This window comes from Chryseosolibacter histidinae (assembly GCF_018598225.1).
Lineage (GTDB): Bacteria > Bacteroidota > Bacteroidia > Cytophagales > Cyclobacteriaceae > Chryseosolibacter > Chryseosolibacter histidini.
The window spans coordinates 74,584-91,333 of the sequence record NZ_JAHESF010000014.1; the positions used below are offsets into that span (position 1 = coordinate 74,584).

Below are 16,750 nucleotides of genomic sequence, written 5' to 3' on the forward strand. Positions count from 1 at the left end.
AAAGAATTTTCCCTTTATTTGCAGGTTTTAAATTGAAACCATCGTGAGCACACCGCTTATTACACTCCTTATCTACCGCATCGGTATTACCATCGGTTACTGGAAACTGTTTGAAAAAGCTGGCATTGAAGGCTGGAAATCGCTGATCCCTTTTTACTCAGAGTATATTATCGCGGTGGACCTGGTGGGCAAGCCCAAATGGTGGATCGTATACTTGCTGATACCGGTGGTGAATATCATCGCCTATTTTGTACTGATCTTTAACCTTTTGCGCTGCTACGGAAAGGAGAGCCTCGGAGCCCAGCTGCTTACGATCTTTGCAGGATTCATTTACCTGCCCTACGTCAGCTTTCAAAAGGATGTAAAATACCGGGGTAAGCTTCACACCCTGCCCGAAGTAAAGAAGAGCATCACCCAGGAGTGGGCCGACGCCATCATCTTTGCCGTGGTAGCCGCCACGCTCATCCGCTGGCTGATCATGGAAGCCTACACCATCCCCACACCTTCTATGGAAAACTCGCTGCTGGTGGGCGATTTCCTGTTCGTGAGCAAATTCCATTACGGTACTCGCACCACAACAACACCGCTCCAGGTTCCCCTCACGCACCAGAAGATCTGGTTCACGGACCTGCCTTCGTATGTGGAGTGGATCAAACTTCCGCAATACCGTCTGCCGGGCATCACACACGTAAAACGCAACGATGTGGTGGTGTTCAATGTGCCGCCGCGCGAGCTGAACGAGTATAAAGATTACCCAGTAGACCTTAAGACGAATTATATCAAACGTTGTGTGGCGATACCCGGCGATACGCTTCGGATCATAGACCGCCAGGTATACATCAACGGAAAAGCGGAAGAGAACCCTCCGCTGATGCAATACAGCTACCTGGTGGTGGCTAACAACGACATCAGTGAAAGGATCCTGAAAAAATACAAGATCTACGATTACGAGATCGTGGGCCGCCCCGGCGACGGCGTGGTATACCAGATGTTCCTCACAGAAGAGCTCGCCCAGGAGCTGAAGAAGCTGAACTTTGTACGCGAGGTGAAGATCGCCACGCACAATGGCAGCGAAGGCTTCAGCACCCGCACTGAAAAAACAGTGGAGCCGAACATCTTCCCCGACTCAAAAACATTTCCCTGGAACGGTGACTTCTTCGGACCGCTCGTGATCCCCGCCAAGGGCATGACCATTCCCATCAACGAAAAAACACTGGCCACCTACGGCAGTACCATCAAGCTGTATGACCACAACGATGACGTGAAGCTCGACAGCGGCAAGCTGGTGATCGATGGCAAGGAAGTAACGGAATACACCTTCAAGCAGAACTACTATTTCATGATGGGGGACAACCGGCATAACTCACTCGACTCCCGCTACTGGGGTTTTGTACCTGAAGACCACATCGTAGGAAAAGCATTTTTCATATGGCTTTCGATCGATCGCAATGCAGACTTCATCCATAAGATCAGGTGGAGCAGGTTTTTTAGGATTATCGAATAAAAGTTGACAGTTGACAAACGGGCAGTTGACAACGGTTTGAGTCTGCGACGCTGTTTCGGCTTTTAGCTTAAGGGTCCATAGTCCATGGTCCATAGTCGATGGTCGTGCAGTGTGAACTTAGGTAATCGTACTATCGATAGCGACCGGCGTCTTTCATGCAATTTTCATTAAGGTAAAAAGCAGACTTGACTCTCCATGCCATGGACAATGGACTATCGACTATGGACTGATTGTCAACTGCTTTGTTGTCAATTGTCAACTAATTCTCACCATTCTATCTCCTTCAATCCCTTGCTCGCCAGATACTGATTGGCTTTGGAGAAGTGTTTGCTGCCGAAGAAACCTCTGTCGGCGGAGAAGGGCGATGGGTGTGCTGACATGAGCACGAGGTGTTTGCTGCGATCGATGATCTCTCCTTTTTTCTGAGCGTATGATCCCCAGAGTAAAAAGACCACGTTCTCTTTCTCTTCTGATATTTTTCTGATCACAGCATCGGTGAAGGTTTCCCATCCTTTGTTCTGATGTGAGCCGGGTGTGCTGGCGCGTACAGTGAGCGTTGCATTGAGCAACAGAACTCCCTGATTAGCCCAGCGCTCGAGGTCTCCCGACTGCGGGATCGGTTTGCCGAGGTCCTGCTGTATTTCTTTGAAGATGTTCACCAGCGATGGCGGCATGCGCACACCGTCGCGCACAGAGAAGCAGAGTCCGTTGGCCTGGCCCGGGCCATGATAAGGGTCCTGCCCGATGATCACCACTTTCACATCGTCAAAATCACAACGGTCGAAGGCCCTGAAGATCTCTTTGCCCGGCGGGTAGACCGTGGCGGTCTGGTATTCTGTTTTTACGAAGTCGGTCAGTTGTGTGAAGTAGGGCTTATCGAACTCATTGGATAGGCGATGTTTCCAGGTTGATGCGATCTTAACATCCATGCGGCATGTGCTTTTTGGCAAAATTAGAATTAGATGTGAAGGGCGGAAAACATTTGTAAGAATGTGGCGAAACTAAAAGAAAAAAATTGATTCTCAGGTAGTTACAATCATTAACTAAGAATGCCGACGGGAATTGCAAAAAATTGATATTTTTGACACATATGGTAACGGAAATCACGCAGGGTATCAAGGTTAGCGTTGAGACGGAATATCAGCCCGCTTATTCCAGTCCGAGCCAATACCATTATGTATTTACCTACCGGATTACTATAGAAAACCAAAGCGAGTATACTATTCAGCTTATGCGCAGGCACTGGCACATCTTCGACGCAGGCTTCAGCCGGCGCGAGGTGGAAGGTGAAGGTGTTGTTGGTCAGCAGCCCGTGCTCGAACCGGGCCAGACACACCAGTATGTTTCGGGTTGCAACCTGAAGTCAGGCATCGGCAAAATGGTAGGCACTTACCAGATGGAACGTGTTGTTGACGGTTCCCGCATGCAGGTAAACATCCCCGAGTTTACCATGATCGCCCCGATACGCCTCAATTAAGTGGCCGATAAATTCTTTCAGATCAAGTCTTATCTCTCCTACTGGCTGGATGCCGTAGACGAGCATTCCCTTCACTCTCCTTTCCTGTTCGACTTCTATACACGTGTTGTTAAAAAGAAACAGGGTACCAAAGGCGTTGAGGCGTTTGAAAGCCTCCGGAAAAAACTGCTCGCTGACCGACGTCCAATTACCGGCAGCGACCCCGGCTCAGGAAGAGTTGGCGGGTCGACCATCTCCTCCATTGCCCGTACGAGCATCAGTCCCATACGGTTTTCGGAGATGTATGCCCGGATCATCACACACTTCAAGGCGCAAACCATCGTGGAGCTGGGTACATCGTTCGGCATCAATACACTCTACCTGGCCCAGCGGAAAGATTCGGCCGTAGCCACTTTTGAAGGATCGCCCGCCATTGCTGACATTGCCCAGACCACTTTCGAATTTGCCGGCGCCCGTAATATCCAGCTGATCCGGGGGGATATAGATGTCACCCTTTCTTCGTATCTTCAGTCTGTTCGCAAAGTGGATTTTGTGCTGATGGATGCAAACCACCGGTACAAGCCCACCCTTCAGTATTTTGAACTTTTATTGACCAGGATCCGGGAGACCAGCGTGATGGTGATGGACGATATCCACTATTCAAAAGATATGGAGAGAGCCTGGAACGAGATCAAAAAGCACAAGCTGGTGTATGGCTCGGCAGACCTGTACCGGTGTGGAATTCTTTTTTTTGATCCATCACTGAACAAACAACACGCTATCTTACAGGTTTAGCGGTTGAAATACAGCCGTATAAGCCCTATTTTTGCGGAATACTTTTTGCTTATGCTCTCAGCTTCAAATAAAAACGTCACCACCGACCATACCAAGACCGATATGAGCGACGCCTCTGAGAAACACTCATCACTGGAAACCACACCTAAAAGAAACAACAAAGCGGCCATTATCATTGCCCTCATGGCCATTGTCATCATCATTCAGGGCATCAAGATCTACCTCGATACGAAAGAAAAACAGGAAGTGCGCACGCAACTCACCACCACGGAAGAGGAGCTTGCCACCACCATGCAGCGCATGACGGAGATCAGGACCGAGCTTGATCAGAAGATCGCAGAAGTGGCTAAACTTGGCGGCAATGTGGCCGACCTCGAGCGGGCCAAAGCAGAGATCGAGAATGAGCTGAAACGTTCCATCCGCGCCACGGGCAAAGAGATCAAGGCGCTGAAAGACCGCGTTGAAGGATATGAGATGCTGCTGAAGAACAAGGACGAGGAGATCGAAAAGCTGAAGAACGTGAACAAGGAGCTCGTCACAGAAAACCGGTCACTGAAAACGCAGAAGAACCAATTGGGAGACTCCATCAGCCGTCTCAGCCAGACCAAAGAAGACCTGACCGCGAAAGTAGCCATTGCCTCGCAGCTGAAAGTAGAGAACGTCAGGATCGTAGCCCTCAACGACAGGGGTAAAGAACGTGAATCACCTTTCAAGAGCCGCCAGGTAGGCAAGCTGAAGATCGAGTTCAACATCGCTGAGAATAACGTTGCCCCTATTGAAGGCAAGAAGATCATGGTGCGCATCATCGACGAGAACAACCAGGTGCTGTTCGACGTATCGCGCGGCTCCGGAACCTTTATCTTCAATGGCAAAGAGGAGTTCTACACCGCCGCCCAGGAGGTACTCTTCGACAACACAAAACAAAAGCTCACCTACCTCTACGACAAGGGCTCTGAATATGCGTCAGGCAGCTACACGCTGGAGGTTTACACGGATAACTATTTGATGGGACGGGGAGAGTTTGTGGTTAAATAGTTACCAGTTGCCGGTTGCCAGTTACCGGTTCTTACAGAGTTGCGACTCATTTCGGGCTTCGAAATAAAACCGTCAACGTGAACCCCGTGGACTTCGCCCAACTGGCCATCCGGAAACCGGCAACTGGCAACTTTCACTTAGCTTCGAAGAACGTCGCGCCTTTCTTTTCCGAATCTTTTGCCCAGATCCTAATGTTGTCGATCTTGCCAGAGTCATCGAACGATCCGAAGCCGATGTAACCTTTGCCGAAGGTTTTGTCGCTGGCCTCCTGGATCAGCTTGCCGTTGAAGAATACCTTGATCGATCCCTGGTCGAGATCTCTTTCGATCCTGATGTGTTGCCATTCGCTGTTACCCCAGTCGACGCCTTCGGTGGTGAAGGTGCTGATCTTTTTGCGGGGAGCCTCGTTTACCAGCATGATCTGGTGGGCGTTGTCATCCATTTTGGTGGCGATGTGTGAGTAGTAGAAGTGCGAAGGATCGGTGAACCCGAACACCACACACATATCGCGATGGCCGTATTCTTTTCCCGTCTGCAGCAGGTCGGCTTCCAGCACAAAACTGCCGGCCATGGTGTTGCCGATCAGTCCGATGGTATGTGGAGAACGGAACGGTGGCTGATAGTCACTGATGCCGGTGAACTCCAGTGCCTTGCCTGTTTTGCCGGCGGAGCTGATCCATTTGGAAGGTTGTGTAAACCGGAATTGTTGCGTGGCGCTGCCTTTTTCGAAATCTTCTTCGTACACAAGCTTGTATCCCTTTGGCACCTGCTGCGCATAGAATAATGATGGTGCTGCCATCAGGGCGATGACAAATAATGGTTTGAGATTCATCAGGTTTTTCGTTTATAAGTGATCGTATCGGTGGCGAGCTTCTCGAGCTGGTAATTTCCTGTGTCGGCAACCACTGTGGGTGTCTGCCGGAGATATTCCAATACCGCACGACGGCTCATCCTGTTCCTGTATAAATATACCTTTTTCAATTGGTCCATCGCCGCCAGTGTTGCCAGTGTTTGATCAGTGGTTTCCGTGCCCACGAGATTAAGATATTTCAAGGATCTGAGGTCTTTGATATTGGTCACACCGCGGTCTGTGATACCTGTGTTATTGAGATACAGCACCCGAAGGTTTGACAACCGGCTCACCATGCGCAACTGTTCATCGGTTATAGCGCTAAATCCAAGATTCATCCACACCACATGGTTACCGAGCTGCACCACGTTTTTGAGTGTTTCGTCGCTCACGTTTTTTCTGTTCACAAAATTTACCATCCGGTAATTGCTGGTTGCGCTTACCGGAACTACCAGCACGCCTTCTGCTTTGAGCCGGTCAATGATCTTATTATCAGGCGCACCGATCTCTTCTTCGGGGATCCACGTCTCCTGCACACCTCCCGCCTTGTAGGTGCTCAGGTAGCCGGCGATCTTGTCGGCATCCGCGAATGCGGCAACGGGCTTATCGAAGCTTGCGCCATCCTTGATCCACGCTCCGATCAGGGCGATCTCCGTGGAGGTGAGCTGAGGTTTTTCACTGGGCGGCATGTGATGGTCGTGATCAGGTGGAAGCATGAGCCTGGTGTACAACGTGCTGGAATCGGGTACGCCCGTCACGAGCACGGCTCCCTTCTTTCCGCCGCGTTCAATATACGCAGGGCCATCGAGGCGAAGCTGGCCTTTTTGTTTTTTGGCGCTGTGACAGGAGTAACACCTCGCCTCAAGCAGAGGTTTGATCACATCTCCGTAAAAGATGGCAGCCTTCGGATCTGCAATAGCACCGATCGCATGCGCAGGATCGGTACTTTCAGGATCTTCCGCTTCCGTGAAGGAAAGATAACTTTCCCCATGGGTGAGCGAACCACCCCAGTGTCCCGTTGCTGAGAGCAGCACCACCAGTGGCACAAACAACATCACGCGCACCTGCTTGCGCTTGTCGGGGTTGAGATAAAAAGTCTTCAATTTCCTGCGCAGGAAAAAAAGCAGGGTGGCAAATGCTGCCGTGGCAATGCCAAAGTATTGATGGGCATCCGCCAGATCATCGTCATAACCTCCCTCCTGCCGAAGCAAATAACCGGTGATGCAGGCAACAATGGATGACACTGCACCAATGAAGAGCCCGGGCTGAACAGCTATCTTGAGCTTCGCATACCTCTCGGTGAGCGAAAGACATTCAAAAAGAAAAGCAAGCAACAAGAAGCCGATGGGCAAATGCACGATCAAAGGATGAAACCTTCCCAACAGCTGTATCATCACGCTACAATTTCGTTGATCACTTTTCCGGCAACATCCGTAAGCCTGAAAGGCCTGCCCTGGAAATGATAGGTAAGCTTTTCATGATCGAGGCCCAGCTGGTTCAGGATGGTGGCCTGAACATCGTGCACGGAAACTTTGCCAGTAATGGGATAGTAGCCGATCTCATCGGTCTCGCCCCAGCTCATTCCTCTTTTGATTCCGCCCCCCGCCATCCAGATGGTGAATGCTTCCACATGATGGTCACGACCCAGGAAGGGGTTGTTCTTATTCTCACGATTTTCCTGCATGGGTGTACGGCCGAACTCACCTGCCCATACCACGAGTGTTTCTTCCAGCAGGCCGCGTTGTTTCAGGTCCAGCAGCAAGGCACTCATGGGACGGTCTATTTCCCGGCACTTATTCCTGAAGCCGATATCGATGGCCAGGTTCTCATCTGTGCCATGGCTGTCCCATCCCCAATCGAAAAGTTGTACAAAACGTACCCCCTGCTCCACCAGCTTGCGGGCCAGCAGGCAGTTATTGGCAAACGATGATTTTCCCGGCGTTGTACCATAGAGCTGGTGAATGTAGTCGGGCTCGTTGTTGATGTTCATCACTTCCGGCACTGAGATCTGCATGCGGAACGCCATCTCATATTGTGCGATTCGGGTGAGTGTTTCAGGATCGTTGATCTCGTTGTAATGCTCGCGGTTGATGTCGTTGATGGCATCGATGGTCTTGCGTTTGAGGTCGCGGTCCATACCATGTGGATCGCTGAGGTACAACACAGGGTCGCCCTCCGATCTGCACTGCACACCCTGGTAAACGGAGGGCAGGAAGCCGCTGCCCCAGATGCTTTTTCCGGCATCAGGTGTTTTTCCGCCGGAAGTAAGCACCACGAAGCCAGGCAGGTTGTTGTTCTCTGCGCCCAGCCCGTACGTGACCCACGAGCCAATGCTCGGCCGCCCCAACCGTGATGTGCCGGTGTGAACAAAGAGCTGCGCCGGTGCATGGTTGAACTGGTCGGTATAAACGCCTTTTAAGAACGATACTTCATCGGCCACCTGCGCAAAGTGCGGAAGGTGATCAGACACATAAGCGCCCGCCTGTCCACGCTGCCTGAACTCCGCCTGCGGGCCCAGCATTTTCGGAACACCCCGGATAAAGGCAAACCGCTTGCCTTCCAGCAACGACGGTGGGCAAAGCTGGTTGTTCAGCTTTTTCAGCTCGGGCTTGTAATCGAACAGCTCGAGCTGCGAAGGCGCGCCGGCCATGTGAAGGAAAATGACACGCTTGGCCTTGCCGGCAAAGTGCGGAGGCCTCGGCGCCATCGGGTCGGACGCAAGATTGAAGCCCTGCGTTTCTTTGCCACCACAACCACCCAGCATCGATCCAAAAGCAAATGCACCAAGGCCCATGGCACTCTCCGCCAGAAAATGTCTTCTTGAGATGTTGCGCAGCAGATTGGTTTTATCAAAATTCTCCATCTTCGATAATGCATTTCCCGCTGATCCCGCGGATAAACGCAGATAAAATTCTATTCTTTCGTAATAACTTCGTCTAAGTTGAGCATCGCGTTAGCAACCACTGTCATTGCCGCCAGCTCGGGCATGGCTTCCTTTTCGCCGATCAGCTCCATTGATGCCTGATGATCGGTTTTATATTCGGTTAAAGCATCCTGGTATAACCGGTCAAGCACGGTCAGCTTCGCAGGTGAGAGTTCTCTGAATACCAGCTGCGCATAACCCGCCCGGATCCTTTCTCCGGGGTTGCTGCCGGAAGCCATCATACGTTTCGCGAAAGCCTTCGCCGCCTCCACATATACCGGATCGTTCAGCGTTACCAGCGCCTGCAGCGGCGTATTGGTGCGGATGCGCCGGCTCAAACATACCTCGCGGCTCGATCCGTCGAACATCATCATGGAAGGATAAGGGCTCGTACGTTTGATGAACGTGTACACACCACGGCGATACTGATCTTCACCCTCGCTTTGTTTCCAACGCGCTCCATTCCAAACCGACTGCCAGATGCCGTCGGGCTGATAGGGCATCACACTGGGACCATACATCTTGTTGCTGAGCAATCCGCTCACAGCGAGCGCCTGATCTCTCACCTGCTCGGCTGTGAGTCTCACACGCGGACTTCTTGCCAGCCAACGGTTGGCCTGGTCTTTCTGCAACACGTCTGAGGCTACACGCGAATCCTGCCGGTACGTGGCAGACATCACCATATCTTTCAATATCTTTTTGATGCTCCAGCCGTGCTCGCTCATCATACGCAGCGCCATCCAGTCGAGCAATGCGGGGTGCGACGGCGGGGCACCTTGCGTACCAAAATCCTCCAATGTCTCAACGATGCCGTAACCGAACACCTGCTCCCATAACCGGTTCACGATGGTGCGTGCGGTGAGTGGATTTTCCTTGCTCACCATCCACTGTGCAAAGCCGAGTCTGGTGGCGGGGAACTGTTCCGGGAACGCATTCAACGACCTGGGTACCTGCGGGGCCACCGGTGTTCCTTTCACCAGCCAGTTGCCGCGTTCAAAGATCGCCGTGGTTCGCGCCTGGTCTTCCGTATTCTCGATCATCACGGGCGTGTTCTCCACTTTGGTGTTGAGCAGGTGCATGAAGGCCTGCTGAACCGGAGGGAATGCCGGATCCTTTTTTCCGGGAAGGTCATCGCGGAAAGCAAACCACTCGATACCACATACTGATTGTTCCGGACCGATCCTGGTGTTGTTCAGCAGAAAATACAGGTCATGTTGTCCCTGCTGCGGTTTCAACGGCACACTGATCACCTGGCGGCCTTCGACTTTTTTGAGCGGGGCCCTGGCCAGCACTTCTCCACCGGGGTGGTCTTTCCTGATCTCCATCACACCGCCTTCGTGTTTGGTCCAGTAGTTCATGACCAGACTCGTTTTGCCGTCGAGCCTGATCTGCTTCAGCCTGGCGCTTCCACCTGACCTGATGCCGAGCCATTTCGTATCGATCAGCTCTCCGTTCACAAACCGGTCGAAGTCGTGCGGATGATATTTCGGTTCCAGCGTTTTCAGAAAACGGGTCACTTCAGCTTCCTTTTCTTCGCCCGCGTGTTGTTTCACCCAGTCCCTGATCTGCTGCAATTTCTTTTCGTCTTCCTCCTGGTATGTGCGCAGGTTGGGGTGCTCTCCTTCGGTATCCTCGTCACGGGTGTTATTGAAGAAGGCCATCGACTTATAGTACTCATCGTGCCTGAACGGATCATAAGGATGGCTGTGACACTGTACACATCCCATGGTGGTGCTCTGCCAAACCTCCCAGGTGGTGTTGACACGATCGATCAGCGCCGCCACACGAAACTCTTCATCTTCGGTGCCTCCTTCATCGTTGTTCATGGTATTGCGATGAAACGCGGTGGCGATCAGTTGCTCGTCAGTAGCATTGGGAAGCATATCGCCTGCAAGTTGCTCGAGGGTGAACTGATCAAAAGGTTTGTCTTCGTTGAATGATCTGATCACCCAATCGCGGTAGCGCCAGATGCTCCTGTATACATCACGCTCATAGCCTTTCGTGTCTGAGTACCGTGCGAGATCAAGCCACCACGAAGCCCATTTTTCTCCAAAGTGCGGGGAGGCCAGCAGCTCATTCACAACTTTTTCATAGGCATCGGGGTCTTTGCTGTTGATGAATGCCTGGGCCTGTTCCGGCGTGGGTGGTAATCCGACCAGGTCAAGGTAAACCCTTCTGACGAGTGTGGACCTGTCAGCCTGGGGCGATGGTTCCATGTGATGGGCTTCAAGCTTTTCACGGATGAACCGATCGATCTCGTTGCCCTGACCCTCTTCGCCCGAGGTACCGAAGCCTGACAGCAATTTTCCGGAGCCAGGAACCTCTACCGGTTTCGGCGCTATGTAAGCCCAGTGGTCACCCCATTCGGCTCCCTGCTCGATCCATTTTGTGAGGATGGCGATCTCGTTGGCAGACAACGGCTGCTCTTTATAGGGCATCCGTTCTTCGGCATCTTTCAACGTAAGCCGGCGGATCATCTCGCTTTGCTCGGGGTGGCCGGGGATGATGGCCGGTTTGCCCGATTCAGTGGTATCGAGGGCTTCCTGCCGGAACAGCACACTGAAACCACCGCTCTGCTTCACACCGCCATGGCAGCTGATACAACGTTTGTTCAGAATAGGCTTTACCTGGGTACTGAAATCGACTTTTTCTTCGCGACAGCCCCAAAAAAGAACGAGGATCAGGCTAAAAAGGCATATTTTCCTGCTGCACAGCATCATATTGTTTAAAAATAGGTCAAAATGCTGTTTAGTGAAAGCTAAAACGTTTGAACTGGGCGTTTTTTTGAAAAAATGACGATGGAGGGCTATTGCAGGTCAAAAAAGCTGTTTTTGAGGTTATTTCCCCTAAAATTCGAGGGGTGAGGTTTTTATATCCGGAAGGTTTTCCTACTTTTGCAGGCTCAAAAACTTAACAAATAAGTATGAACAATTACGAGACGGTATTCATTTTAAATCCCGTTTTGTCTGAAGATCAGGCAAAGGATACTGTCGAAAAATTCATGAAGGTGTTGAAAAAGGGTAAAGCAGATATCCTCAACACAGAGCAGTGGGGCTTGAAGAAGATGGCTTATCCCATCAACAAAAAGTCTACTGGCTTCTACAACCTCATCGAATTTGCGGCAGAACCTACCCTCATCAACACACTCGAGACCGAGTACAGACGGGACGAATCTGTGATGCGCTTCCTCACTACGGTGTTGGACAAGCACGCTGTAACTTACAACGAGCGCAGGCGCAAAGGCGAATTCAAAAACAAGGAAAACAGAAAACCTGTTAAAAAAGAGGAGGAGACTTCACGATGACATTAATGAACGAACCCATCAAGCGCGCAGAGAACAAACCCAAGTACTGCCGCTTCAAGAAGAACGGTATCAAATATATCGATTACAAGGATCCTGATTTCTTGCTGAAGTTTATCAACGAGCAGGGCAAGATCCTGCCCCGGAGACTCACCGGAACAAGCTTGAAATTCCAGAAGAAAGTGGCTCAGGCTGTAAAGCGTGCACGTCACCTGGCTTTGCTTCCTTATGTTGGTGATTCATTGAAGTAATCGTTGAACCTTTAAAGACAAACGAACATGGAAGTAATTTTGAAACAAGACGTTGCAGGACTTGGCTATAAGAACGATATCGTAAAGGTAAAAGCCGGTTACGGCAACAATTACCTGATCCCGAATGGTTTTGCCCTGATCGCCAACGATTCGAATAAGCGTCTGGTGAACGAGAACGTTCGTCAGGCTGCCCACAAAGCTGCAAAGGTGAAACAGGATGCTGAGGCTCTTGCTGCAAAAGTAGGCGACCTCACCATCGAGCTCAAGACCAAAGCCGGTGAAAGCGGAAAGATCTTCGGTGCTGTTACAGCCCTCCAGATCTCTGACGCCCTGAAGGCAAAAGGTTTCGACATCGACCGCAAGAAAGTGGTCCTGAAAGAAAGCCCCAAACAACTGGGTACTTACAACGCTGTTCTTGACCTTCACAAAGAGGTGAAGCACGAGATCAAAGTAAAGGTTGTAGGAGAATAGTAGTAAGGAGCAAGAAGTAAGAATTAAGGAGAAATACAGAAGAGCCGCCCGGAAACGAGCGGCTCTTTTATTTGGTAGAATAAGCATCCAATTCAGGATGCGCCAAGTTCAGTGAGGTAGTCGAGCACCTGTTTTGATCTGTCGCCACCCTGGCGGGCGTGGTGGAGCAGCGTGAGGCCATGGGGGCCTTTGGATGCTTTGAGCTGTGGATAGGCTTCGAGGGTGGCTTTCACGATGTCGAATTTACCAAGCATGGCGGCACAGAAGATGTCCATACGGGCTCCTTTTTCGAGCAGGAACTCGGCGATGTCAACACGGCCCATGTGGCCAGCCCCGCCGATACCGGATTCAAAATCTCCGCCGCCCCAGTCCCAGGTGGCATTGAGCAGGCTGGGCTCCTGCTCGAGCAGCTCTTTCACCCTGGCAAGATCGCCATGGGACTTGGCCACGAACTCGCGCACCAGCTCAGGCTTGATCGGTTCTTTTTTTTGCATATGATTGTGGATTAACGGTTTGCTGTACACAGGCAGGGCGATGAGTGACCCTCCTGCTGCGATAAAACTCACCTTCAAAAAGGTTCTGCGGTTGCCGGATGAAGTTTTCATAATCGGTTGACGTTTGATGACAAGGCAAGGATAGGCTCCCGAAAGAAAAATCAACTCCTGATTCGCGAATCAGTACTACAGAATTGGGATTTCATACTTGCTTTAGCTTAGATTCGTAAAGCTTCAATGGACTATATCTTCATCATCTGCACCCTGGCCGTGGGGCACAGCCTGTTCATGGCCCTGACGCTGCTCATCATCGGTAAGAAACGGGCTAACCGGCTGCTGGCTTTGCTGCTTTTTCTGCTGGCCCTGCGGGTGGGCAAATCGGTGGTGGGCATGTTCTTCCTGCCGGGTATGGTGTATGAGCTGAGCGCTGTGGGGGTGGTGGCCATGGCTGCCATCGGTCCGGTGCTGGTGCTCCTGGTCAAAAGCCTGTTTGTAACGTCGCCTCCTTCAAGAAATATCTACTGGCACTTTCTACCCGCTGCCCTCCTTCCCTTCATCTTGCCGTTGTCGGGATGGAAGGTCCTCGGCCCCGCCTACTATACCATCACGCTGCATGTGCTGATCTATATTATACTATGTTACTGGCTGGTGTGGAGTAATCGCAGCCTGTTCAGGACCGACGACCTGAAATGGAAATGGGCGCTCAACCTGCTGGCAGCTGTGAGCTTACTTTGGTGCTCGTTCGTGCTACAGGTCACCGTGTATCAACGCCTGATCTATGCGGTCAATGTCATCACGGCAGCCCTGGTATTTTACGCGCTCTCGCTCTGGGCGATCAAACGCGCGAGGATCTTTCTTCCCGACCCCAGGCAAAAGTCTGAACCCACCGATACCGAAGCTTATGAAGCGCTGGGGAAACAAATCCGACAAATGCTGGAGGCAGAACAGATCTTCACCGATCCGAACCTTACGGTTACATCGCTGGCCGCAAGGCTCAAGGTACAGCCTTACCTTCTTTCCAGGGCCATCAATTATTTTTTCAAAAAGAGTTTTTCGGAGCTGCTCATCCAGTACAGGATCAAAAAAGCGGAGCAACTGCTTCTGTCACCGCAGCATAAAAACTACACGGTAGAGGCCATCGCTTTTGAAAGCGGGTTCAACACACCTTCAGCGTTTTATGCGGCGTTTAAGAAGATACATAAGACGACGCCGGCGAGGTTTAAAGTAGGGAACTAGTTGCCGGTTGCCAGTTACCGGTTGCCAGTTTAGTACGGAGAATAGTTAGACGTTCCAGGCTTCGATTTTGACAACTCACCAGAACCGGCAACCGGGGACCGGCAACTGGCAACCATCACAGCAGTTTTAAAACATCCCTGATCTTCTCCGCCTGCCTGAAATTCTTGTTCTCGATCGTGGTTTCTATGGTCTCGTGGGCCCAGGTGATGTGATACGGAACGTGGATGGCGTGGCCTCCGATGTTGAGCACGGGCAGGGCGTCTGACTTCAGGGAATTGCCGATCATGAGAAATTCTTCCGGCTTGATGTCGAGGTGTTTGATCAGTTTACGATAGTCGTCTTCGCGTTTGTCTGACATGATCTCGATGTGGTGGAAATAATGCTCGAGCTTTGATTTCTTCAGCTTGCGTTCCTGGTCCAGCAGGTCACCCTTGGTAGCCATCACCAGGCGGTAGTTTCCCTTCAGCGCGTTGAGCACGTCCTCCACACCATCGATGATCTCCACGGGTTTCTGCAGCAGGTCCTTGCCCTCCTGGAGGATCCTTTCGATGACCTCCAGCGGAATGGTCTTCTCCGATATGCGCAGCGCTGTTTCGATCATCGACAGGATAAATCCCTTGATGCCATATCCGTACAACGTGAGGTTGTCGATCTCCGTCTTCAGGAGCTCGCGGGCTACGGTATGCTGGGGCAGGTAATCCTGGAATAATTCAAAGAAGCGGTTTTCGGTCTCGCGGAAATAAGGCTCATTCACCCACAGGGTATCATCGGCATCGAAGGCTATCACTTTCAGTTGCATCAGTTTGTCTCTGCTATTTGAATATTAAACGCAATTTACAATCATAGAATTCGATTGCATAGAAAATAAAAGAACCACACTAAAAAAGTGTTCCCATAAATAAGTATTTTGAATTGTGCTCCGTGAAACCGGTGCGCGGCAACCTCACCTGAACTGTTATATGGTCAACCCAGATCTCCTTAGGGAATATCCTTCGATACCATCCGTGTGGGATGAAATGTATGATCAGCAAGCGGTGCGCAAACATTACCAGGATGTTCACCGGTTCCTGTCGCACATTGCGCCGGAAGAGCTCGGCAAGAAGGAAGAGCTTGCCAAAAGGCTTTTTATGAGCCAGGGCGTTACGTTCACCGTTTACTCCAGCGGTGAGGGCATCGAAAAGATCTTCCCCTTCGACATCATTCCCCGCATCATCACAGGCCACGAGTGGGACTTCATCGACAGGGGTATCAAGCAGCGACTGAAAGCGCTCAATCTTTTTCTGAAAGATGTTTATTCCGAGCAGTTCATCCTCAAGGATGGCGTGGTGCCGGTCGGCCTGATCTACACCTGTCCGCATTACCTGCGCGAGATGCAGGGCCTGAAAGTACCGCATGACATCTATGTTCACATTGCAGGCATCGACCTGATCAGGGACCATGACGGCACTTTTTATGTACTGGAAGACAACCTGAGAACGCCATCAGGTGTTTCTTATATGATCGAGAACCGCGAGATCACCAAACGCCTTTTTCCCGACCTCATTCCCAAGAACTTTGTAAAACCGGTTACACAATATCCCAACATCCTTCATCGCAACCTGATGTCGTTGTCGCCGCGGCAGGTATCTAATCCCAACGTTGTGCTGCTGACGCCCGGCATTTACAATTCTGCCTATTTCGAACATGCCACGCTGGCGCGCCTGATGGGCGTTGAGCTGGTGGAGGGCCGTGATCTTGTGGTAGACAATCACAAGGTTTACATGAAGACCACAGACGGGCTTCAGCAGGTGGATGTCATTTACAGACGGGTTGACGATGACTTCCTTGATCCGCTCGTATTCAACCCGGAAAGTACGCTTGGCGTCTCGGGCATCCTCTCGGCTTACCGCAAGGGAACCGTGGCGATCGTGAATGCGCTCGGCAACGGTGTGGCTGATGACAAAGCTATTTACGCGTATGTTCCGGAGATGATCCGGTACTACCTGAATGAGGAGCCGTTGCTTAAGAATGTTCCCACGCACCGGCTTGAAAACCAGGATGAGCTTATGCATGTGCTTGCCAACATCCGGAAGATGGTGGTCAAAAAGACCAACGAATCGGGCGGATATGGAATGCTGATGGGCCATACAGCCTCGGAAGAGGAGATCGAAGCGTACAAAAAAGAGATCGTAAAAGCGCCGCGGCAGTTCATCGCCCAGCCGATCATCAGCCTTTCAACAGCACCTTGCTACATCAACGGCAAACTTCAGCCGCGAAGGCTCGATCTCCGTCCGTTTGCCTTGTGCGGGCCTGGCGGGATCGAAATTGTTCCTGGTGGATTGACCCGGGTGGCGCTGAAGGAAGGCTCGCTCGTGGTGAATTCGTCGCAGGGAGGTGGCAGCAAAGACACGTGGGTGCTTGCCATTTAAGATCGTCGCCAGATGAAAGTTCAAGT

The 16,750-nt window shown here is 51.4% G+C and carries 16 protein-coding genes; 9 read left to right on the forward strand and 7 right to left on the reverse strand.

Annotated features, from left to right (window positions below; all coding sequences use genetic code 11):
- Positions 1-43: 43 nt before the first annotated feature.
- Positions 44-1,504, forward strand: a complete 1,461-nt coding sequence (lepB, locus tag KK083_RS15590; protein WP_317195233.1) for a signal peptidase I — start codon at positions 44-46, stop codon at positions 1,502-1,504.
- 266 nt (positions 1,505-1,770) lie between these two features.
- Here lepB and ung read toward each other — a convergent pair whose 3' ends face one another.
- Positions 1,771-2,433 (reverse strand): uracil-DNA glycosylase, encoded by a 663-nt coding sequence (gene ung, locus KK083_RS15595; protein ID WP_254164344.1) that lies wholly within the window; start codon positions 2,431-2,433, stop codon positions 1,771-1,773.
- Between the two features lie 161 nt (positions 2,434-2,594).
- Between ung and apaG the strand changes: the two genes are divergently transcribed.
- Genes apaG through KK083_RS15610 form a run of 3 tightly spaced genes read left to right on the forward strand, consistent with a single transcriptional unit; the run spans position 2,595 to position 4,790 of the window.
- A complete protein-coding gene (apaG, locus tag KK083_RS15600; RefSeq protein WP_254164347.1) occupies positions 2,595-2,981 on the forward strand; it encodes a Co2+/Mg2+ efflux facilitator ApaG/CorD in 387 nt (128 codons plus the stop codon).
- Positions 2,982-3,755 (forward strand): O-methyltransferase, encoded by a 774-nt coding sequence (locus tag KK083_RS32660; protein ID WP_254164349.1) that lies wholly within the window; start codon positions 2,982-2,984, stop codon positions 3,753-3,755.
- 51 nt (positions 3,756-3,806) lie between these two features.
- Positions 3,807-4,790, forward strand: coding sequence for a DUF8428 domain-containing protein (locus KK083_RS15610; RefSeq protein ID WP_254164351.1), 984 nt, complete (start codon positions 3,807-3,809; stop codon positions 4,788-4,790).
- Between the two features lie 133 nt (positions 4,791-4,923).
- Here the strand turns inward: KK083_RS15610 and KK083_RS15615 are convergent, their stop codons facing one another.
- From KK083_RS15615 to KK083_RS15630, 4 genes are read right to left on the reverse strand one after another with little or no spacing between them, the layout of a single operon-like run.
- Positions 4,924-5,622, reverse strand: a complete 699-nt coding sequence (locus KK083_RS15615) for a LamG domain-containing protein (protein WP_254164353.1) — start codon at positions 5,620-5,622, stop codon at positions 4,924-4,926.
- A complete protein-coding gene (locus tag KK083_RS15620; protein WP_254164355.1) occupies positions 5,622-7,034 on the reverse strand; it encodes a c-type cytochrome domain-containing protein in 1,413 nt (470 codons plus the stop codon). The genes KK083_RS15615 and KK083_RS15620 overlap by 1 nt, the downstream gene beginning before the upstream one ends.
- The gene (locus KK083_RS15625; protein WP_254164357.1) at positions 7,034-8,503 is read right to left on the reverse strand and encodes a DUF1501 domain-containing protein; all 1,470 of its coding nucleotides are present in this window, start codon (positions 8,501-8,503) and stop codon (positions 7,034-7,036) included. The genes KK083_RS15620 and KK083_RS15625 overlap by 1 nt, the downstream gene beginning before the upstream one ends.
- A 50-nt stretch (positions 8,504-8,553) precedes the next feature.
- Positions 8,554-11,283, reverse strand: coding sequence for a DUF1553 domain-containing protein (locus KK083_RS15630; protein WP_254164359.1), 2,730 nt, complete (start codon positions 11,281-11,283; stop codon positions 8,554-8,556).
- 197 nt (positions 11,284-11,480) lie between these two features.
- On the opposite strand from KK083_RS15630, the gene rpsF reads away from it, so the two are divergent.
- Genes rpsF through rplI form a run of 3 tightly spaced genes read left to right on the forward strand, consistent with a single transcriptional unit; the run spans position 11,481 to position 12,586 of the window.
- A complete protein-coding gene (gene rpsF / locus KK083_RS15635) occupies positions 11,481-11,867 on the forward strand; it encodes a 30S ribosomal protein S6 (protein ID WP_254164556.1) in 387 nt (128 codons plus the stop codon).
- Positions 11,864-12,115, forward strand: coding sequence for a 30S ribosomal protein S18 (gene rpsR, locus KK083_RS15640; RefSeq protein ID WP_254164361.1), 252 nt, complete (start codon positions 11,864-11,866; stop codon positions 12,113-12,115). Before rpsF ends, rpsR begins: the two co-directional genes overlap by 4 nt.
- Positions 12,116-12,142: 27 nt before the next feature.
- Entirely contained in the window at positions 12,143-12,586 is a 444-nt protein-coding gene (rplI, locus tag KK083_RS15645) for a 50S ribosomal protein L9 (protein ID WP_254164363.1), read from the forward strand.
- A 92-nt stretch (positions 12,587-12,678) separates the two neighbouring features.
- Here rplI and KK083_RS15650 read toward each other — a convergent pair whose 3' ends face one another.
- The gene (locus KK083_RS15650) at positions 12,679-13,080 is read right to left on the reverse strand and encodes an ankyrin repeat domain-containing protein (protein ID WP_254164365.1); all 402 of its coding nucleotides are present in this window, start codon (positions 13,078-13,080) and stop codon (positions 12,679-12,681) included.
- Positions 13,081-13,317: 237 nt separating this feature from the next.
- On the opposite strand from KK083_RS15650, the gene KK083_RS15655 reads away from it, so the two are divergent.
- Positions 13,318-14,316, forward strand: coding sequence for a helix-turn-helix domain-containing protein (locus KK083_RS15655; RefSeq protein ID WP_254164367.1), 999 nt, complete (start codon positions 13,318-13,320; stop codon positions 14,314-14,316).
- 115 nt (positions 14,317-14,431) lie between these two features.
- Here the strand turns inward: KK083_RS15655 and KK083_RS15660 are convergent, their stop codons facing one another.
- Positions 14,432-15,115, reverse strand: a complete 684-nt coding sequence (locus tag KK083_RS15660) for an HAD family hydrolase (protein ID WP_254164369.1) — start codon at positions 15,113-15,115, stop codon at positions 14,432-14,434.
- Positions 15,116-15,275: 160 nt separating this feature from the next.
- Between KK083_RS15660 and KK083_RS15665 the strand changes: the two genes are divergently transcribed.
- Complete coding sequence (locus tag KK083_RS15665; RefSeq protein WP_254164371.1) at positions 15,276-16,724, forward strand: circularly permuted type 2 ATP-grasp protein; 1,449 nt, start codon at positions 15,276-15,278, stop codon at positions 16,722-16,724.
- Positions 16,725-16,750: the final 26 nt, after the last annotated feature.